At 74.6% G+C, this 19,056-nt stretch carries 15 protein-coding genes and 1 pseudogene; 7 read left to right on the top strand and 9 right to left on the bottom strand.

What is annotated here, in order from left to right; translation table 11 throughout:
• Window positions 1-95 precede the first annotated feature (95 nt).
• Window positions 96-1,421: an MFS transporter gene (locus ACIQKA_RS31115; RefSeq protein ID WP_402543038.1), complete on the bottom strand. Its 1,326-nt coding sequence runs from the start codon at window positions 1,419-1,421 to the stop codon at window positions 96-98.
• 78 nt (window positions 1,422-1,499) lie between these two features.
• On the opposite strand from ACIQKA_RS31115, the gene ACIQKA_RS31110 reads away from it, so the two are divergent.
• On the top strand, window positions 1,500-2,492 hold the full coding sequence (locus tag ACIQKA_RS31110; RefSeq protein WP_383157436.1) for a GlxA family transcriptional regulator: 993 nt from the start codon (window positions 1,500-1,502) through the stop codon (window positions 2,490-2,492).
• Between the two features lie 290 nt (window positions 2,493-2,782).
• On the opposite strand, the gene ACIQKA_RS31105 is transcribed toward ACIQKA_RS31110, so the two are convergent.
• Window positions 2,783-3,307, bottom strand: coding sequence for an ATP-binding protein (locus ACIQKA_RS31105; protein WP_383157439.1), 525 nt, complete (start codon window positions 3,305-3,307; stop codon window positions 2,783-2,785).
• A 379-nt stretch (window positions 3,308-3,686) separates the two neighbouring features.
• Window positions 3,687-4,994, bottom strand: a complete 1,308-nt coding sequence (locus tag ACIQKA_RS31100; RefSeq protein ID WP_383157440.1) for an acyltransferase family protein — start codon at window positions 4,992-4,994, stop codon at window positions 3,687-3,689.
• A 477-nt stretch (window positions 4,995-5,471) separates the two neighbouring features.
• Between ACIQKA_RS31100 and ACIQKA_RS31095 the strand changes: the two genes are divergently transcribed.
• Both ACIQKA_RS31095 and ACIQKA_RS31090 read left to right on the top strand, forming a co-directional pair.
• Window positions 5,472-6,056 carry a sigma-70 family RNA polymerase sigma factor gene (locus tag ACIQKA_RS31095; RefSeq protein WP_383157442.1) on the top strand — a complete coding sequence of 195 codons (585 nt, stop codon included), beginning with the start codon at window positions 5,472-5,474 and terminating at the stop codon, window positions 6,054-6,056.
• Complete coding sequence (locus ACIQKA_RS31090; protein WP_402543037.1) at window positions 6,053-7,360, top strand: maleylpyruvate isomerase N-terminal domain-containing protein; 1,308 nt, start codon at window positions 6,053-6,055, stop codon at window positions 7,358-7,360. The genes ACIQKA_RS31095 and ACIQKA_RS31090 overlap by 4 nt, the downstream gene beginning before the upstream one ends.
• 44 nt (window positions 7,361-7,404) lie before the next feature.
• Here ACIQKA_RS31090 and purU read toward each other — a convergent pair whose 3' ends face one another.
• Window positions 7,405-8,256, bottom strand: a complete 852-nt coding sequence (gene purU / locus ACIQKA_RS31085; protein ID WP_383157446.1) for a formyltetrahydrofolate deformylase — start codon at window positions 8,254-8,256, stop codon at window positions 7,405-7,407.
• Between the two features lie 59 nt (window positions 8,257-8,315).
• Window positions 8,316-8,759, bottom strand: a complete 444-nt coding sequence (locus ACIQKA_RS31080) for a hypothetical protein (protein ID WP_125666827.1) — start codon at window positions 8,757-8,759, stop codon at window positions 8,316-8,318.
• 276 nt (window positions 8,760-9,035) lie between these two features.
• Between ACIQKA_RS31080 and ACIQKA_RS31075 the strand changes: the two genes are divergently transcribed.
• Window positions 9,036-10,319 (top strand): ABC transporter substrate-binding protein, encoded by a 1,284-nt coding sequence (locus tag ACIQKA_RS31075; protein ID WP_391094375.1) that lies wholly within the window; start codon window positions 9,036-9,038, stop codon window positions 10,317-10,319.
• 55 nt (window positions 10,320-10,374) lie between these two features.
• Here the strand turns inward: ACIQKA_RS31075 and ACIQKA_RS31070 are convergent, their stop codons facing one another.
• Together ACIQKA_RS31070 and ACIQKA_RS31065 are read right to left on the bottom strand one after the other, a co-directional pair.
• Window positions 10,375-11,799, bottom strand: a complete 1,425-nt coding sequence (locus ACIQKA_RS31070) for a hypothetical protein (RefSeq protein ID WP_402543036.1) — start codon at window positions 11,797-11,799, stop codon at window positions 10,375-10,377.
• A 131-nt stretch (window positions 11,800-11,930) separates the two neighbouring features.
• Entirely contained in the window at window positions 11,931-13,313 is a 1,383-nt protein-coding gene (locus tag ACIQKA_RS31065; RefSeq protein WP_383157453.1) for a transcriptional regulator, read from the bottom strand.
• 258 nt (window positions 13,314-13,571) lie between these two features.
• Here ACIQKA_RS31065 and ACIQKA_RS31060 point away from each other — a divergent pair, with 258 nt between their 5' ends.
• The 3 genes and pseudogenes from ACIQKA_RS31060 (at window position 13,572) to ACIQKA_RS31050 (ending at window position 17,147) form a co-directional block, all read left to right on the top strand.
• The gene (locus ACIQKA_RS31060) at window positions 13,572-14,261 is read left to right on the top strand and encodes a bifunctional DNA primase/polymerase (RefSeq protein ID WP_390110674.1); all 690 of its coding nucleotides are present in this window, start codon (window positions 13,572-13,574) and stop codon (window positions 14,259-14,261) included.
• Window positions 14,262-14,334: 73 nt separating this feature from the next.
• A pseudogene (locus ACIQKA_RS31055) lies at window positions 14,335-15,171 on the top strand (ABC transporter ATP-binding protein); the annotation flags it as partial.
• A gap of 332 nt (window positions 15,172-15,503) precedes the next feature.
• On the top strand, window positions 15,504-17,147 hold the full coding sequence (locus ACIQKA_RS31050; RefSeq protein ID WP_391094373.1) for a transporter: 1,644 nt from the start codon (window positions 15,504-15,506) through the stop codon (window positions 17,145-17,147).
• A 231-nt stretch (window positions 17,148-17,378) separates the two neighbouring features.
• On the opposite strand, the gene ACIQKA_RS31045 is transcribed toward ACIQKA_RS31050, so the two are convergent.
• Together ACIQKA_RS31045 and ACIQKA_RS31040 are read right to left on the bottom strand one after the other, a co-directional pair.
• Window positions 17,379-18,599, bottom strand: coding sequence for an FG-GAP-like repeat-containing protein (locus ACIQKA_RS31045; protein ID WP_402543035.1), 1,221 nt, complete (start codon window positions 18,597-18,599; stop codon window positions 17,379-17,381).
• Between the two features lie 94 nt (window positions 18,600-18,693).
• Window positions 18,694-18,981, bottom strand: a complete 288-nt coding sequence (locus ACIQKA_RS31040) for a hypothetical protein (RefSeq protein WP_402543034.1) — start codon at window positions 18,979-18,981, stop codon at window positions 18,694-18,696.
• Window positions 18,982-19,056: the final 75 nt, after the last annotated feature.

Here is a 19,056-nt window from a genome sequence, read left to right as displayed (position 1 = left end):
GGGCGCCGCCGCCGGGGGCGAGGTCTGGATCGGCTACCAGGCGGTCGCGCCCCTGCTGTCCGTCGCGCTCCTGGCGAGCGCCGCCCCCGCGCGCCTCACGCCCTCGGCAGCGTCCTGATCGGGCGTACGGAGAGGAGCGCGGCCACCACGAGGACCGCGACGCCCGCCCCCGCCAGGAGGACGTGCTCCGTGCCGGCCACCGCCGCGACCGGGCCCGACAGGGTGCGGCCGACGCCCATCATCAGGAGCGATCCGGCCACGTCGTACGCGTGCATCCGGTTCAGCGCCTCCTGCGGCACGTGCGTCTGGACGGCGGTGGACCACATCACCAGCCAGTACGCGAAGGCCGCCCCGCCGATGAACTGGCCCGCGCCGAGCAGCTCCACGGGCGCGCCCAGGCCGAGGAGGGCGAGGTTCACGGGCAGACCGAGGAGGGCGACCGCGCCCCACGCGAGGGGACGGCCCGGGCGCAGCCGGAGGGCGAGCAGGCCGCCGGCCGCGCTCCCGGCCCCGTTGACGGCCATCAGGACGCCGTACGCGGCCGGCCCGTGGTCCCCGGTGACCAGGCTCGCGGTGAGCGGCACCATGGGCCCGGCGACCGTCAGGCCGTACACCGTCCAGATGGAGATGACCCCCCAGAGCCAGCTCCGGGAGCGGAACTCGCGCCAGCCGCCGGCGAGTTCGGCGCGCAGGGAGTCGCGCCGCATCGTGTCGGAGGGGAGCGGGGCGAGCCGCATCGGGGCGAGGCAGAGGGCGCTGACCGCGAAGGTGGCGCCGTTGACGGCGAAGGCGGCGCCCGCGTTCCAGACGGCGACGAGGAGGCCCGCGGCGGCCGGTCCCGCCATGGTCGTCAGGGCCTCGACGACCCGCAGGACGGCGTTGGCGCGCTGCACGTCGGGGGCGATGCGCGGGATCGTGGAGGCGACGCCCGGCTGGAAGAGGGCGGCGCCGACGCCTCCGGTGACGGAGAGCGCGTACACCGCCCACAGGGGCGGGCTGCCGAGCGCGAAGGTGACGGCGAGGACGGCGGCGCCGGGCAGCCGCAGCAGGTCCGCGAGGATCATCATGCGCCGGGCGGTGAACCGGTCGGCGAGGACGCCGCCGAAGAGGACGAAGAGCGCGAAGGCGGCCGTCCAGCTCCCCAGCGCGTAGCCGACGGCGGAGCCGGGGTGTCCGGCGCCGAGGAGTCCGGCGGCGTAGGCGACGGGGACCATGCCCTCGCCGAAGACGGCGGCCCCGCGGGCGACGAAGAAGAGCCGGAAGTTACGGTTCCAGAGGGCGGACGGCCCGTCCGGGACGGGCGTCCGCCCCGGGCCCCCGGGCCCGCGCGCACCACCGCCCCACGTGCCGTCCTCGTGCGCGCCCCCGCGCGTGCTGGCGTGCGTGCTGGTGCGCGTCCTGTCGTACGTGTTGTCCGTCACGGTTCAGAACAGCTACCGGAAACTGGTCTGGACCACCACTGGTTTTCCTCGCCACCGCTCTCGGAGGGAGCACCGCCCGTGCCGTCGCCGCACCGCGTCGCCGTCCTCGCCCTGCCCGGCATCCTCCCCTTCGAACTGGGCATCCCGCACCGCATCTTCGGCCTCGCCCAGGACTCCGGGGGCCGGCGCCTGTACGAGATCGTCACCTGCGCGACGGCCGCGGGCCCGGTCCGCACCGACGCCGACTTCGCCGTCCAGGTGGAGCACGGCCCGGAGGCCCTCGCCACCGCCGACACGGTCGTGGTGCCCGCCTCGTACGAGCTGGGGCCGGTCTACGAGGAGGGCAGGCTGCCCGCCGAACTGGCCGCCGCCCTCGCGCGCATCCGGCCCGGCACCCGGCTGGTCTCCATCTGCACCGGCGGGTACGTGCTCGCCGCCGCGGGCTTCCTCGACGGGCGCCCGGCCACCACCCACTGGACCTCCGCCGAGCACTTCCAGCGCCTCTTCCCGAAGGTGCGGGTCGACGCGGACGTCCTCTTCGTCGACGACGGCGACGTGCTGACCTCGGCGGGCGTGGCCGCCGGGATCGACCTGTGCCTGCACCTGGTGCGGCGCGACCACGGGACGGCCGTCGCCAACGAGGTGGCCCGCAGGACGGTCGTGCCGCCGCACCGGGACGGCGGCCAGGCCCAGTACGTCGCGCGGCCCCTGCCGCAGGCCGGGACGCACACCACGACCTCGGCCCGCGCCTGGGCGCTGGCCCACCTCCACGAGCCGATCCAGCTGCGGGACCTGGCGGAGAAGGAGGCGATGAGCGTGCGGACGTTCACCCGCCGGTTCCGCGACGAGGTCGGCGTCAGCCCCGGCCAGTGGCTCACCCGGCAGCGCGTCGAACGCGCCCGGCACCTCCTGGAGTCCACCGACCTGCCCGTCGACCGGGTCGCGCGGGACGCCGGCTTCGGCACGGCCCAGTCGCTGCGGACGCACCTGATGAGCGCGATCGGGGTGACCCCCACCTCGTACCGGCGCACGTTCCGCGTCACGGACGCGGAGGCCGCGCCCGGGGGCTGAAGTCCGTACCTCGGAAGGCCGGAAAGGAGGGCCTCCACACCTCCGAAGACCGGGGGCGTGCACGCTGCGGAAGGCCGGAGGGAGCGTCCGCGCCACGGAAAGCCGGAGGGAAGGGCGTCCACACCTCCGAAGGCCGGGCGTCCGGGCGGCGGCGCGCTCGCGCGCGCCCCGAGCACGGCACGGACCCGCCGCCACCCGGCCGCGACCCGCGCGCGCCGAGGGCCCAGCGGGCCCTCGGCTCCCCTCACCGCGAATCGCTCACCCCAGGGTGGGCAAAACGGCACGAACCGTCAACAGGACACCCGTCCGGGCGACACCGGGAAGCCCGGCACTCCCGGGCCTCCGGGCACCACCGCGACCCCCGACCCCACCGCGGACACGGGCGCCGCGGCGGACGCGGGCGTCACCGTGGACGCGGGGGCGACCGGGGCCCGGTCCACCTCGCACCAGATGCTCTTGCCGAGGCCCTCGGGCTGCCAGCCCCAGCGGTCCGCGAGGCCGTCCACCAGCTCCAGGCCGCGCCCGTTGGTGTCGTCGCCCTGCGCGTGCCGGGGCTTCGGCGGGCGGTCGCTCGCGTCGGCCACCTCCACCCGCACCCCGCCCTCCGCCGCGAACAGCATCCGCAGCACGGCCGGGCAGCCCGTGTGCACCACGGCGTTGGTCACGAGCTCGGAGATGATCAGCACCAGCGCCTCCGCCAGCGGTTCGTCCTCCCCTATGCCCGAGCCGGCGAGCCGTGACCGGGCCCACCTCCGGGCTCGCCCCACCTCCGCCGGGTCCGGCCCGACCTCCAACTGAACCTGAAGCACCTGCACCGTTCACACCACCCGAACCGGCGGACACATCGCCTCGCGCCTCACAGCCATCGACGCCCTTACGGAACGTGATTCCCTTGCGAGACAGCATGGTTGACGTACAGTCACCGCAACAAGCGCTTCGGGCATATTCCAGCGCGAAGGAGTACGCATGGTCCATACTGTGCGACGCACGCTGCGGGGAGTCGAACAGGAGGGCGCGGAGCGCCTCCTGGGGGCGCGAACGGGGCGCATTCCGGGACGCGGAGTCACCGCGGGGGCGACACCGGCACGATCCGGGTCAACGTGCGCTCGCATCCCACGGAGAGTACCGGAGCCGGAGGCCGACTCCGGGCCGTGACGACCCCGCCGCGGGACACGACCGGGTATCGACGTTCCGTCACGCGCCGGGACCGGCGGGGAACCCCCGGGAGGCGTCCACGCCGTCCCCGGCTCCGGAGTGCGGGTGGCGCGGCGCGGGGATGAGACCGGTCGGGACGGAGAGCGTGAGGGTCTCCGCGTCCCGGTGGCCGGCGGGGACGGCGGGGGCGGCGGCCGGAACGGCGGCGGCGCGGGCCGCGGGTGCCGGCGTCGGCTCCGGCGGGTTCCCGTCCCGGCGGACGCGGGCTCCGCCCGGCCGCGTCTCGCGCCGGACGTCCTGGACCGCCCGCTTGAGGCCGGCGCGCATCCACGTGCCGACGGGTCGTTCGACGAAGCGGTGGATGAGCCAGGCCACGGCCATCATGCCGACGGTCACCATGACGACCAGGGGGACGGCGGGGACCCGGTCGCGCAGCTCGTGGATGATCGTCATGCCGATGAACATGTGGATGAGGTACAGCGGGTACGTGATGGCTCCCGCGTGGGTGAGCCACTTCCACCGGACGCGGTCGAACGCGCCGAGGGCGATCGCCCCGACGAGCGCGAAGCCGGCGACGACGACCAGCCGGGCGGGCCAGGTGGGCATCGACTCGGCCAGCTCCCTGCCGAGGCTGACCTCCATGCGGTAGTCCACGTACCGCTGGGACAGCAGGAGCTGGAACCCGACGATCGTCCAGAGGATGGCGTTGGGACCGTAGCGGCGCATGAGGTAGAAGGCCATGCCGGCGATGAAGTACGGCGCGTAGACGGGCATGGCGAACTGCTTCAGGAGCTCGCTGCCCATGACCGGCGCCAGCGCCGCGGCGGCGGTCCACACGCCGCAGAACACCAGACAGGTGCGGTACGTCACCCCGAAGAAGACCACCACGGCCATCAGCAGGTAGAACTTCAGCTCGACGAAGAGGGTCCAGTACACCTTGTCGACGGAGGGCGTGTTGTTCCCGCCCTGGAGCATCGTCAGGTTGGTGATCACCGTCCCCCAGCCGTCGATGTCGCTGACCACCGGCCACGTCTTCACCACGATCGCGGTCATCAGGACCGCCACCCAGTACGCGGGGAAGAGCCGTGTCAGGCGCGATATGGCGAAGTCGCCCAGGGTGCGCCCCCACACGCTCATGCAGATGACGAATCCGCTGATGAGGAAGAAGATCTCGACGCCGAGCCAGCCGAAGCGGGCGAAGTGGTGCGCGGTGGGGAAGATCGTCGCCGTGGAGTGGCCCCACGGGTCGGCGGTGGCGACGTAGTGGTAGAAGACCACCATGAGGGCGACGACCAGACGCAGTCCGTCCAGCGCGTACATCCTGTTGTCCCGGCCGGAAGCGGCCATTCCTACAACCTCCAGGCCCCCGGTCGGGGGAGCGGTGACGAGGTGCCGCCTTCCAGGGGGCCGCGCGCGGGCTCTCCCCCCGGGGGCGCGCGGAGCCCCGGCGGCCCGGTCGTGCCGATCGGCTCGCGATCGGGCGCGACATGTCAAAGGGGTGGTGCGGCGACATCCTTTTCCGGCTGCCGCAGGAGCCAGGGGGACGCTTGCGTTCAAAAGATCTTGAGCGAAATCTTTCGAATCTGAGCAATCCATATGAAGCGTTGATCTGACCTGCTCAAAAAGTAAAACATATGCGTTGGCTGTGAAGCCGGTTTGGTTAGCGGTTCGTTACGTGCCGGTAGCGTCGGCGGCGGGCGCGGGCCGGCTCCCTTACCACCCGGCCCCCCGTCAAGGGCGCACTTGCGGCAAACAGGGGTGCGCCGTCGGCACGGCGCACTACTTTGGAGGGGAACCGGAGGGTCGGCACGGGCGGAGGGTCGGATGGCGAAGGACACACCACCGCGCTGGGACCGCAGGATGCAGCAGCGGCTGGCGCGCGGGGAGGCCGCCGCGCTCGGCGAGCTGTACGACCGGTTCGCCTCGCTGGTGCACAGCCTCGCCCACCGGGTCCTCGACGACGACGCGACGGCCGACCAGGTCACCCGCGAGGTCTTCGGCTACATCTGGGAGAACCCCGACGCGTACGACCCCCGGCAGGGGAACATGCGCGCGTGGGTGGCCGGGCTCGCCCAGCGGCAGGCCGTGCACCGGCTGCGGCTCGCGGAGGCGACGGCGTACGCGGAGACGGGGATCGGCTCCGCCGAGGAGCTGGAGCAGAAGGTGCGCCGGGCCTCGATCGCGGCCCGCGCCGACTACATCGTGACGTCGATGCCCGCGCCGCTGCGGGCCGCGCTCGAACTCGCCTACTTCCAGCGGCGGGACTACCGCCAGACCGCCGCCGACCTCGGCGTCACCGAGGACGAGGCGCGCCGGCGCCTCCGGCTCGGCCTCCAGCTCCTCTCCACGGCGCACACCCGGCCGCCGCTCGAAGGGACCTCCCCACCCGGCTACGGACGGGCCCTGTGAGCGGGGCGGACGACGACGCGGACCGCGTCGCGCGCGCTCCCCGGATACCGGGCCCCCGCCGGTCCGCGGACGACCACGCGGACCTGACGACCCGGCCGGGTCCGGCGGAACCGCGGGAGCCGGACGAACCGGATGGACCGGAGGAGGAAGGGCCGGTGGAGGAGCCGGAGGGGGAGGGGCCGGTGGAGGAGCCCGCCGTGCCCGTCCTCGGCCACGGCGTGCTCAAGTCCCTGCTCGGGGCCTGGGCGCTCTCCGCGTGCTCGGCCGGGGAGACCGCGGCCGTCGAGGCGCACCTCACCGAGTGCGGCCCGTGCGCCGACGAGGCCCTGCGGCTGCGCGACGCCGTCGCCCTGCTCCACCGCGACCGCGACCTGGACCTCGATCCGCTGCTGCGCTCCCGGGTCCTGGAGAACTGCCTCGGCCGCCGCCCGGCCCGCATCCCGGTCCCCGACTGGGTCACGCCGTACGACGCGGAGACCGCCCGGCTCGACGCGCTGCTGCGGGACATCGGCGACTCCGAGTGGCACGCGCCGGTGCGGCTCAAGTGGTACGAGGAGGACCGGCCGGTCCGCCGCAAGGCGACCGTCGCCGGGGTCATCGGCCACCTCTTCGCCGTGGACGGCCTGGTGGCCGGGGCCCTCGGGCTCGACGACCCGCTGGGCGGCGGCACGCCCGAGCTGTCGCCGTCCGAGCGGACCGAGGCGTTCTGGTCGGGCCTGGGACGGCCGCCGGGCCGGGGCCTGCGGGAGCCCTGGCGGGACCAGAGCCACACCCTGATCCGCACGGTCTCCTTCGCCGGGCGCGGAGTGGCCGACCTCACGGTCACCTACAAGGACTTCGCGCTGCCGCTGCGGGACTCGCTCCTGGAGCGGGCCTTCGAGTGCTGGCTGCACGCGGACGACATCGCGAACGCGGTGGCGTACCCGTACGACCCGCCCTGCGGCGCCCATCTGCACGAGATGATCGGCCTGGCGACGCGGCTGCTCCCGGCGGCCCTGGCCGGGCGCCGCCGCACCGGTCTCGCCTCGCCCGCCCGACACCTCGTCGCGGCGGGCGCGCCGGGCCGCTCGCTGCACCTGGAGGTCGAGGGCGCGGGCGGCGGCCACTGGTACATCGCCCTGGACTCCCCGGCCGCGATCGGCGACCCGGACCAGGCGGTGGCCCAGGTCGCCATGGAGGGCGTCGAGTTCTGCCAGCTCGTGGCGGGCCGCATCTCCCCGGAGGAAGCGGCGGCGGGCCAGGACGGCGACCGCGAGGCGATCCGCGACGTCCTGGGCGCGGCGGCGTCCCTCAGCCGGCTGTAGGGCGGCCCCGGGGCTCGTCCGGCCGGCCGGGGCCCGGGGACGTTCTACGCGAAGACGACCGTGCGGCTGCCGTTCAGCAGGATGCGGTGCTCCGCGTGCCACTTGACCGCGCGGGCGAGCGCCTGGCACTCCACGTCGCGGCCGATCGCGACGAGCTGGTCCGGGGTCACCTCGTGGCCGACCCGCTCGACCTCCTGCTCGATGATCGGCCCCTCGTCGAGGTCGGCCGTCACGTAGTGCGCGGTCGCGCCGATCAGCTTCACGCCCCGGGTGTGCGCCTGGTGGTAGGGCTTGGCGCCCTTGAAGCTCGGCAGGAAGGAGTGGTGGATGTTGATGATCCGGCCGGAGAGCTGCTTGCAGAGGTCGTCGGAGAGGACCTGCATGTAGCGGGCGAGGACGACCAGCTCGACGTTCTCCTCGCGCACGAGGTCGAGCAGTTCGCCCTCCGCCTCCGCCTTGTTGTCCTTGGTGACGGGGATGTGCCGGAACGGCAGCCCGTACGAGCCGACCAGCTCCTCGAAGTCCGTGTGGTTGGAGACCACGGCCACGATCTCCACCGGCAGCGCCCCGATCCGGGAGCGGAACAGCAGGTCGTTCAGGCAGTGCCCGAACTTCGACACCATGAGCACGACCCGCATGCGCTCCTCGGCCCGGTCGATCCGCCACTCCATGCCGAAGGCGTCGCCGACCGCCGCGAAGCTGGCCCGCAGCTTCTCCACGTCCACGGGCGACTCGGCCGAGAAGTGGACCCGCATGAAGAAGAGCCCGGTGTCCCGGTCCCCGAACTGCTGGCTGTCCTCGATGTTGCATCCCGTGATGAAGAGGTAGCTCGACACGGCGTGCACGATGCCCTGCTTGTCGGGGCACGAGAGGGTGAGGACGTACTGGTCGGTCATTCCGCCAGCCTGCCACACCCGGCCGGTGGCGAGACGCACCGTCCGTCAGGCGGAACGGTTCAGGACCGCGTCATGATACGGAGCAGGTCGAGGGAGCGCGGGGGCGTGTCGGGGTCCTCGCCGTCGGCGAGCGCGAGGCGCACGTGGGCCTCGCGGGCGGCCCGTACGGCCTCCGGCCAGCCCTGGTGCTCCAGGTAGGCGGAGACGGGCGCGTCGGGTCCGACCTGGTGCAGGATGCGCAGCACCCGCAGGACGGCGACGTCGACGAGGGCGGCCTCGCCGGAGTCCCGGAAGATCGCGCCGACGTACTTCTCGGCGGACCAGTTGTCGAGCCAGGTGTCCTCGACCAGGCGGTAGACGGCGTCGGTGACGTCGCCGTACCCCTCCCGGCCGGCCAGCCAGGTCGTCTCGTGGAACGCGGGGTCGGAGAGCATGTGCAGCGCCGAGCGCACGTTGCTGCGCCAGCGCCACCACGGCATGTCGTTGAGCGGCATGCCGCCCATGGTGGAGGAGCGACGGCCGCGACGGGAAGGGTTCCCCGAACCGGGGACCGGACCGGGGGACGGACCGAGGGGCGGTTCGGAGGCCGGGCCCGCGTGGGGACCGGGGACCGGACCGGTGGTGGGGTCGGTGGCTGGACTGGACACGTTTCGATCGTACGTTCCCCTGCCGGACGGGTGGACCCACCCCCGGCCGACCCCCGCAATTCACCCTCCCGTCACCCACCGTCGACCCGTACTCACTCCCGCGTTACCCCCGGGGAGGAAACGTGCGTGTCCATGACCGGCAGGCGACTGACCCCACTCCTCGCGTACGTCACGGCCACGGCGGCCGGTGCGTCGCTGCTCACCGGATGCGGTGTGATCCCCGGGGCCACGGGGGGCTCCCGGGAGCCCATCACCGTGATGACCTGGGCACCCGACCGCACCAAGGCCACCAACATGCCCGGCATGCCCGCCATGGCGCAGGCCTTCGCCCGCTGGGTCAACTCACAGGGCGGCATCGACGGGCACGAACTGCGCGTCCTCACCTGCAACGAACGCAACACCTCCGAGGGGGCCGCCGACTGCGCCGGCCGGGCCATCGACGAGAAGGCGGTCGCCGTCGTCGGCTCGTACAGCCAGCAGGGGCGCGTCTTCATGAACTCCCTCGAAGCGGCCGGCATCCCGTACATCGGCGGCTACGGCGTCACGGACGACGAGTTCACCAGCCCGCTGTCGTACCCCGTCAACGGCGGACAGGCCTCGCTGGTCGCCGGGCACGGCATGCAGCTCGCCGACGTCTGCGAGAAGGTCGCGCTCGTCCGGCCCGACACCGTCGGCGGGGACCGGCTGCCCGCCCTCCTCGACTCCGGCCTGCGCGGGGCGAAGCACGGCGGGGCCGTCGACATCCCGGCCGCCGAGGACGCCGCCGAGTACACGCGGCCGGCCGGGCGGGCCAGGACCGGGGCGAAGGGCGCGGGCGGCTGCGTGACCGCCGTGCTCGGCGAGCGCACCCAGACCTTCTTCGACTCCTTCCGGCGCCTGCCGGAGAAGGAGGAGCGGAGCGGGAGCGGGAAGGACGGGAAGGGCGGCGGCATCCGCATCTCCTCGGTCCTCGGCAGCGTCGACCAGCCCGTGATCGACCGCACCGGCGGCGCCCACAGCCCCTTCGAGGGCGCGTTCGTCACCGGCTGGTACCCGGAGGCGGGCGACAAGAGCTGGGCGCCGATGCGCAAGGTCGTCCGGGAGCACGCGTTCGTCGACAACCGGGTCGACCCGGCCGACACGGGCGTCCAGACCACCTGGATCGCGTACACGGTCCTCAAGGAGGTCGTGGAGTCCCTGGACCGGGACCGGATCACGGCGACGGAGATCGCCCACGCCCTCGACCGGGGCGAGCGGATCGACACCGGCGGCCTCACCCCGGCCCTGCGCTGGAAGTACACGGACCTGCTCGGCGCCTCCGGCTTCCCCCGGATCGTCAACCACCAGGTGACCTTCCAGGTGGTGCGCCAGGGGCGGCTGGTGGCGCAGAAGCCCGGCTTCGTCGACGTCGGCGCGACGCTCCTCGGCGTCTCCTGACCTCCCGGCCACCGGTACCCGGCTCCCGCCCCCGGTCCCTCCCGGGACCGGGGCCTCAGAGCTGGTGGTAGGCGCGCTTCTCCAGTCCGTACGTGTCGGCGGTCGGGTTCCACAGCCCGGACGCCTTCTTCTTGGCCCTGGTGGCGGTGCCGCTGTCCTTCTCGGCCGCGCCCAGGTGGTTCGTCCTGCGGGCCTTGCCGCCCTTGCAGCCGTCCTCGGCCTTCACCTGGTCGGCCCACGCGGCGTAGTGGTCGTCGGCGGACGCGGAGGCCTTCCAGGCCTCGACGAGCGCGGCGGTCAGCCTGGCGTTGTCCGGGACCTTGTCGACCGACAGCGACTGGAGCCTGGTGATCAGGCCCCGGCGCTGCTCGGCGGCGCCCCGCAGGTCCGCGGCGGCCTTGTCCAGGTTCTTGCACCGGTTGATGGACGCGACCGAGTTGATCACCGTGTCGCGGCTGTCGCTGCTGGTCGCGAGGAGCTTGCTCAGCTCCTGCGCCTGGCCCTCCGCCGGGTCGGCCGGCTTCTCCGAGGGCTGTCCCGCGGCGGGCGCGGAGGAGGACGACGCCACGGTCGCGCCGCTCTTCTCCGGCTCCTTCTTGTCGTCGTCGCCGCCGCTGAGCAGCGCACCGGCGCCGAGGCCGACGACCGCGCAGCCGACGACGACGACGGCGATCAGGGCGACCGGCGACTTGCGGCGCGGCGCGGGCTCCTCGTCGTAGTAGGCCTCCTCGTAGCCGTACCCCTGCTGCGGGGGCTGCGGGGGCTGGTGCTGCGGCGGCTGGTGGTGCTGCGGGGGCTGCTGGTACGGGCCGGGGGCCGGGGGCGGCGTCCGGTGGCCCGGCGGCTGCTGCGGGGCCCGGGGCGCCTCCGTGCGGAAGAGGCTGTCGAACTCGGCGGGCGGCTGCCGCTCGCCGGACGCGTCCGGGGGCACGGGGGCGATGTACCGGGTCGCGTCGGAGGCCCCGGCGGGGCCGGGGCCGCCCTGGTGCGGCAGCGGGCCCGTGCCCGGGAACCGGGTCGAGCCCCCGCCGTCCTGCTGCGGCGGCACCGGCGCGATGTGCTGGGTGGCCTGCATGTCGGATGCGGCCGGGTGCGGGTAGCCGTAGCCGGGCTGCGGCGCCTGCGCCTGGGCCTGGTGCGGGTAGCCGTAGCCGGGCTGCGGCGCCCCGGTCGGCGGCATCGCGCCCGGCACCGGCGCGATGTGCTGGGTCGCCTGCATGTCGGCGGCGGGCCCCGGGCCCGGGTAGCCGTAGCCGGACTGCGGGGGTATCGGCGGCAGGTACTGCGTGGACTGCATGTCGGCGGCGCCCGGTGCCGCCTCCGGGGGCAGCGGCTGCGCGGGCGGCAGCGGCTGTCCGCCCGGCTGACCGCCGGCGGGGGCCCAGCCGCCGTCCCACGACCGCGCTCCCCCGTGGGCACCGTCGTGCGCGGGGGGCACCGCCGGGTACTGCGGTTCCGGACCCTGTCCGTTCTGCGTCACCGGGACTCCTACTGATGGACCTACGGAATCGTCGGTTCACGCTACCGGGTGGGCCCGGGGCTCCGCACACACGTGTGAGGCCGGTTACAGAACTGGTTCACGCGACCGGCCCGGGGCCCCTCCGGCCGGGCTCAGGCCGCGTACAGCTCCATCCGCACCCCGAACTCCCGTACCGCGGGCTCCCCGGAGAACGGCTCCAGGCGGTCCCTCAGGTCCTCCAGGTACTCCATGCCGCGCGACGAGCGCAGCGTGCCCAGGAGTTCGAGCGCCCGCGTCCCCGTCCGGCAGGCCTGCTCCACCTCCCGCTGCTGGATCCGCGCCGCCGCGAGCAGGGCGAGGCCGATCGCCCGCCGCCGCGCGCGCGTCTCCGGGTGCCCGGCGACCGACTCCTCCGCCGCCCGCGCCGCCGCCTCCGCGCGGCCCAGGTCCCGGTAGCAGTGGGCCAGTTCGTCCGCCAGGTACGCCCGGTCGAAGTGGGTGATCCACACGGGCTCGTCGCCCGCCTCCGGATCGGCGAGCTCCAGGGCCCGCACGGCGGCGCCCGCCGCGGCCTCGAAGGCGCGGTCGTCACCCATCAGGGCGTGCCCGCGCGCCTCCGCCGCGAAGAACATCGCCTCCGCCCTCGGCGGCACCTTCCCGCGCGCGCCCTCCTGCGCCGCCCGTGCCAACTGGGCGATCTCCCGGGGGTTTCCGAGCTGGGCGGCGAGGTGGCTCATGGAGGCGGCGAGCACGTAGCCGCCGTAGCCCCGGTCCCCGGCCGCCTGCGCGAGCCGCAGCGCCTGGATGTAGTACCGCTGGGCGAGGCCCGGTTCGCCGGTGTCCACCGCCATGTACCCGGCGAGCTCGGTCAGTCGGGCGGCGGCGGCGAAGAGCTGTCTGCCCACCGCCTCGCGGTACGAGCCGGACAGCATCCCCGCCACCACGCTGTCCAGGTAGTGCACCACCACCGGGCGCACGTGCCCGCTGCCGAACCGCCGGTCGAGGTCGACGAGCGCGGCCGTCGTCTCCCGGACGGCCGCCACGTCCGCGACCCCGACGCGCGCCCCGGCCGTCCGGGCCACGTGCGCGTCCGGCACCGTGATCAGCCAGTCGCGGCTGGGCTCGACCAGGGCGGAGGCCGCCACCGTGGAGCCGGACAGGAACTCGCGGCGCCCCACGTCGCTGCGCCACAGCTCGCAGACCTGCTCGATCGCCCCGGGGACGGTCGGCGCGAACTGGAGGCCCACCCCGGCGGCGAGGTTCCGGCCGTTGGCCATGCCGACCTCGTCGATGGTGACCGTGCGGCCCAGCTTGCGGCTCAGCGCCTCCGCGATGATCCCGGGCGCCCGGCCGCGCGGCTGCTGCCCGCGCAGCCAGCGCGCCACGGACGTCTTGTCGTACCGCAGGTCGAGGCCGCGCTCCGCGCCGACCGTGTTGACCCTGCGGGCGAGGCCGGCGTTGGAGCAGGCCGCCTCCTGGATGAGCGCCCGGAGCCGTTCGTTGACCTGACGCGGAACGAGTGGCCTGGCTGCCATGAAGTACCCCCTGAGGCCGTGCGGGTGATCACTGGGAAGGGATCACTGCCCGGCGGATATCCGGTCAATGCCGATGTGAACACGCGAAACCGGACACGTCGGCCGCGTGTCCCGCCGGCGCCCCCACCTGTGCGTACCCGTCCCCGCGCCCCGGCCCTCCGCGCGCCCCCGTCCGTGCACCGGTGCGCCCCGCGTGCGGAATCGTTGCGCCACCCCCCTTCCCGGCCCCGCCCGTAACCCCGGGTGGTGCCGGGAGTTGTGCTCACCGTGGAAGAGACCATCGGAGTCACGGAGGCCGCGCGGGTCCCCGAGCAGCGGAGCGAGCCGCTGCTGGACAGCGCCGTGCGGTACGCGGAAGAGCGGCACTGGGACGTGGTTCCAGGGACCTGGCTGGAAGCCGCCGAGGGCCGGGAGCGGTGCTCCTGCGGCGCGGACGACTGCGCGCTGCCGGGCGCCCATCCGTCCCGGCCCGACTGGTCGACCCAGGCCACCGGCAGCGGGGTCGGAGCCCGGCGGATGTGGACGAAGCAGCCGAGGTCCTCGATCCTGCTGCCGACCGGCCGCACCTTCGACGCGATCGAGGTGTCCGAGTCGGCCGGCTTCCTCGCGCTCGCCCGCATGGAGCGGATGGAGCTGATGCTCGGCCCGGTGACCTGCGCCCCGGACCGCCGGATGTACTTCTTCGTCCTGCCGGGCGCCGCCGCGAAGGTCCCGGACCTCGTCCGCAGGCTGGGCTGGGTCCCGTCCTCCCTCGACCTCACGACGCGCGGCGAGGGGTACTGCGTGGCGGCCCCGCCGACCCGGGTCGGCGGCCGGGGCGCCGTGCAGTGGGCCCGCCGCCCCACCCCGGCGAACCGCTGGCTCCCCGACGCGGAGGAGCTGATCAGCGCCCTCGCCTACGCGTGCGGGCGGGAGGCGGCGGACGCGAGGACGGCCCGGGCCTCCTGACTCCTGGGCCCCCGTGGGGCCGCCCGTAGGGTGGGCCCCGTAACGACGGGGACGACCGAGGGGCTGACAGAGCATGCCTGACCAGGCATCAGAGGGAGTGTTCGGCACGGCGGGCACGGCACCGGGGGACGGTGCCGTGCCCGCCGTGCGGGTCGAGGGGCTGTGGAAGCGCTTCGGGCAGCAGATCGCGGTGCACGGGGTCGACCTGGTCCTGCCCGCGGGGAGGTTCATCGGGCTCGTGGGGCCCAACGGAGCGGGCAAGACCACCACGCTCTCCATGATCACCGGCCTGCTGCGGCCCGACCAGGGGCGGATCCTGGTCGCCGGGGACGACGTGTGGGCCGGCCCCGAGTCGGTCGCCCGGGTCAAGGCCCGCATCGGCATCCTGCCGGAGGGCCTGCGGCTCTTCGAGCGCCTCTCGGGCCGTGAACTCCTCGCCTACGGCGGCCGGCTGCGGGGCCTGCCCGGCGCCGAGGTCGACAAGCGCGCCGACCAGCTCCTGGACGTGCTCGGCCTGACCGGCTCGCAGCACAAGCTGGTCGTGGACTACTCGACCGGCATGCGGAAGAAGATCGGCCTGGCGGCGGCCCTCCTGCACAACCCCGAGGTCCTCTTCCTCGACGAGCCCTTCGAGGGCGTCGACCCGGTCTCCGCGCAGACCATCCGCGGCGTCCTGGAGCGGTACACCGCGTCCGGCGCGACCGTCGTCTTCTCCAGCCACGTCATGGAGCTGGTCGAGTCGCTCTGCGACTGGGTCGCCGTCATGGCGGCGGGCCGGATCCGTGCCCAGGGCCCGCTGGCCGAGGTCCGGGGCGACGCGCCCTCGCTCCAGGCGGCCTTCCTGGAACTGGTGGGCGCGAACGAGCGCGCGGCGACGGGGGATTCGCTGGACTGGCTCGGCGGCGGATCCGGCTCCGCCGGGAACGGCACGGGCACGGGCAGGGGCTCCGCGAGCGGCACGGGCACGGCGAGCGGCACGGGCACGGCGAGCGGCACGGACGCGGCGGGCGGCACGGGCTCCGCGAGCGGCACGGGCACGACGAGCGGCACGGGCACGACGAGCGGCACGGGCACGACGAGCGGCACGGGCACGACGAGCGGCACGGACGCGGCGAGCGGCACGGACGCGGCGAGCGGCACGGACGCGGCGAGCGGCACGGACGCGGCGAGCGGCACGGACGCGGCGAGCGGCACGGGCACGGCGGGCGGCGCGCGTGGTGCGGGCACGGGCGGGGTCCAGTGATGAGCGCCGTCCCCACCGCCACCGCCCCCGCGCCCTCCTCCGCCGCCCCCTCGCTCACCTCCGTCTTCGTGCGGCTCAAGCTGTCGCTGCTCCGCAACGGGCTGCGGCAGTCGGGCGGACGGACCGCCGCGTACGTCGTCTCCGTCGTCTTCGGCGTCCTCTTCGCGGCGGGGACGCTGCTCGCCTTCGTGCTCGTCCGGGGCCACGAGAACGCCGGCCCGGTCGCGATCCTCCTCACCGGGGTGGTCGCGCTCTCCTGGGCCGTGATGCCGCTGTTCGTGCCGAGCGGCGACGAGACGCTCGACCCGTCGCGGCTCGTGATGCTGCCGCTGCTCCCCCGCCCGCTGATCCGCGCGCTGCTCGTGGCCTCGCTCGTGGGCATCGGCCCCGTCCTGACGCTGCTGCTCGCGTTCGGCGCGGCCCTGTCCGTGGCGCACGGCGCCGCCGCGACGGTCGTCGCCGTGCTCGCCGTACCGCTGGTGGCGGTCACCTGCGTGGCGCTCTCGCGGGCCGTGGCCGCCGCCAACATCCGCCTCCTCACCTCCCGCAAGGGCCGGGACCTGGCGCTGCTGAGCGGTCTGGTCATCGCGGTCGGCATCCAGGTCGTGAACTTCGCGGCCCAGCGGCTCAGCGAGCCGGGCGGGATGGACGCGGTCGCGCCGGCGGCGACCGTCGTCGGCTGGCTGCCGCCCGCCGCCGCGGTCGGCGCGGTGGACGCGGCGAGCGACGGCGACCTCGTGGCGGCGACGGCCCGGCTTCTGCTCACGGCGGCGACGCTCGCCGGGCTCCTGTACTGGTGGGAGCGGAGCCTCGTGCGGCTGATGGTCGAGCCGGACGGCTCCACGATCGGCGCGGCCCCGGACACGGGGTCCCGGGGGAAGGACGGCGGCACGGGGTTCCTCGGCCGGGTCCTGCCGGCCGGGCGCACGGGCACGGTGATGGAGCGGAGCCTGCGCTACGTCTGGCGGGACCCGAAGACGAAGGCGGCGTGGGTCACCTCGCTCGCCATCGGCCTGATCGTGCCGCTGTTCAACGCGCTCCAGGGCGCGGGCTCGATCTACTGGGCGTGCTTCGCCTCCGGCATGCTCGGCATGCTGATGTACAACCAGTTCGGGCAGGACACGTCGGCGTTCTGGATGGTCGCGCAGACCATCTCGACCCCGGCCGACGCGTACGCCGAGCTGCGGGCGCGGGCGCTCGCGCTGCTCGCCGTCACCCTGCCGTTCACGGTCCTCGTGACGGTCCTGACGGCCGCCTTCCTGGGCGACTGGGAGCGCCTTCCGGAGGGCCTCGGGCTGGCGTTCGGCCTGCTCGGGGCGATGCTGGCGACGGGCGCGGTGGCCTCGGCCCTCTTCCCGTACTCGATCCCGCAGGACAGCGGCTACAAGAACGTGGTCCCGGGGCAGGCGGGCCTGGCCTGGATCTCGATCTTCGGCGGCATGCTGGTGGCGGCGGTGCTGTGCGCCCCGCTGATCGGCGCGGCGGTCTACCTCCACCTGGCCGGCCACCACTCCCTCCTCTGGCTCGTCCTCCCGGCCGGGGCCCTCTACGGCGCGCTCCTGGTGTGGGCGGGCCTCAGGCTGGCGGCGCCGCGCACGGCGAGCCGCCTGCCGGAGATCCTGGCGGCGGTCAGCAAGGGCTGACGGGGTCCCCGTGGAACGGGCGGGGGGGCCCCGGGGGGGCGGGGGGCCCCGGGGGGCCCCCCCGGGCGGGGCCCGGGGGGGGGGGGCCCCCCCCCGCCCCCCCCCAACCCCCACACCCACTCCCACACCCACCGGACCGACCGGGGGGGGGGGGGGGGGCGCGGGGGGGGGGGGCGGGGGGGGGGGGGGGGGGGGCGCCCGGGGCCCCCCCGCCCGTTCCGGTCCCGTGGGTCAGAAGGCGCCGCCGAGGCCCCACCAATCGCCGTCGACCCGCGCGCCCGACGCGAGGCCGCCGGTGCCAAGGCCCCGGTAGTGGACGAGCCAGCCCGGGTGCCCCGGGTAGCCGTCGATGGCGTAGCTCTCGTTGGTGACGGTCGAGAGGTCGGGGCGGCCGTCGCCGGTGGTGTCGCCGACCGCGAGGAAGTCGTCCATGGCGTTCCAGCCGCCGGAGCCGATCATCTTGCGGGCGGCGAAGCCGCCGGAGGTAGTGCCGGGGTAGAGCCAGAGCTTGCCCGTGGACCTCTCCCGGGCGATCAGGTCGACGCGGCCGTCGCCGTTCATGTCGCCGGGGCCGACCAGGGCGTTCATCGCGTTCCAGCCGCCGCTGCCGAGCAGCTTGCGGGGACCGAGGCCGCCGGAGGCGGTGCCGGGGTAGAGCCAGAGCCTGCCCGTGGACTTCTCGACGGCCAGCAGGTCGGCGCGGCCGTCACGGGAAAGGTCGCCGGTGCCGGCGATCCGGCCCATGCCGTTCCAGCCGCCCGAACCGAGGAGCTTGCGCGTCCCGAACGAGCCGGTCCCCGTGCCGGGGTACAGCCACAGCTTGCCGGTCGAGGGCTCGCGGGCGAGCACGTCCTCCCTGCCGTCGCGGCTGAAGTCGCCGTGGCGCACGAAGGAGTCCAGGGCGTTCCAGCCGCCGGAGCCGACCATCCGGCCCGAACCGTCGCCGGGCAGGAACCAGAGCCGGCCCACCGTGTCCCGGGAGAGGACGTCGGCCCTGCGGTCCCCGTTCAGGTCGCCGAAGCCGGCCGCCTTGGGGGCCGTCTCCGCGTACCACCAGGGGTGGGCGGGCTGGGAGCACTCCCGCCTCGCCGGGACGAACTTGATCGAGGAGATCGGAGTCGGCCCCCAAGTGGTCCACGAGCCGTTGCTCGACGGGGCCTGGGCCGAGTAGCCCTCGTACGCCTTGTAGTCGCGGGCCTCGTACAGGCAGGCGTACAGGGACGTGCGGTTGATGTACGAGACGAACCGGTTGCCCGCCGGGCCCGGAGCGGGCATGTTCGTCTTCGTCTTGAACATCGTCCCCTTGGCGTCCTCCTGCGTCCAGGCACAGAAGTAGCCCTTCGGGCAGTCGCCCACGGCCGCTCGGGCGGGCGCGGCCGTGGTGACGGCGACGGTCCCCAGGGCCGCGAGGCCCAGCAGGGAGGCCAGTCCCCGCTTCATCGTCTTGCGCATGTGTTCCCCTTTCCCCGGGGAAGACCCGCGAACGGCCGGATGGTTGTACGGGGACGCGGTCCCGCCGGGCGGTCTCCGCGCCGGGGCCTTCGGGTCAGAGTCCCGGTGCGGGCGTCCGTCCCGCCCGGCGGTCGGCGATCAGGAGCAGGACCGGGCCGAGGGCGACCCAGGGGGCGGGGGTCAGGGCCGGGACCGCCGCGCCGGTGCCGTCGAAGGAGGCGAGGGAGCGCAGCGGGCTGCCGGAGGCGCCGGGGGGCAGGACCCGGCCGAGGGTCGACCAGCCGGAGGGGAGCCGGTGGGGGCCGCTGCCGGGGCCGGACGGGGGGTTGTCCAGGAGCATCATGACGGCGGCCCCGGCCGCGCCCCTAGGGGGCGTCTTCAAAGGTGATCATGCGATGGGGGATCATGCTTGTCGTGGTGCGTCGTCATGAGCTTTCGGATGCCGAATGGGCTGTGC

This window comes from Streptomyces sp. NPDC092045, assembly GCF_044756005.1.
Lineage (GTDB): Bacteria > Actinomycetota > Actinomycetes > Streptomycetales > Streptomycetaceae > Streptomyces.
Note: the sequence above shows the minus strand (reverse complement) of the source record. Positions and strands in the feature narration are given on the sequence as shown.

Coding starts and splice junctions, on each gene's coding strand:
- ACIQKA_RS31050 (WP_391094373.1), top strand. CDS start 15,504: ATGAGCGCCGTCCCCACCGCCACCGCCCCCGCGCCCTCCTCCGCCGCC.
- ACIQKA_RS31065 (WP_383157453.1), bottom strand. CDS start 13,313: ATGGCAGCCAGGCCACTCGTTCCGCGTCAGGTCAACGAACGGCTCCGG.
- ACIQKA_RS31095 (WP_383157442.1), top strand. CDS start 5,472: ATGGCGAAGGACACACCACCGCGCTGGGACCGCAGGATGCAGCAGCGG.
- purU (WP_383157446.1), bottom strand. CDS start 8,256: ATGACCGACCAGTACGTCCTCACCCTCTCGTGCCCCGACAAGCAGGGC.
- ACIQKA_RS31045 (WP_402543035.1), bottom strand. CDS start 18,599: ATGCGCAAGACGATGAAGCGGGGACTGGCCTCCCTGCTGGGCCTCGCG.
- ACIQKA_RS31075 (WP_391094375.1), top strand. CDS start 9,036: ATGACCGGCAGGCGACTGACCCCACTCCTCGCGTACGTCACGGCCACG.
- ACIQKA_RS31080 (WP_125666827.1), bottom strand. CDS start 8,759: ATGGGCGGCATGCCGCTCAACGACATGCCGTGGTGGCGCTGGCGCAGC.
- ACIQKA_RS31100 (WP_383157440.1), bottom strand. CDS start 4,994: ATGGCCGCTTCCGGCCGGGACAACAGGATGTACGCGCTGGACGGACTG.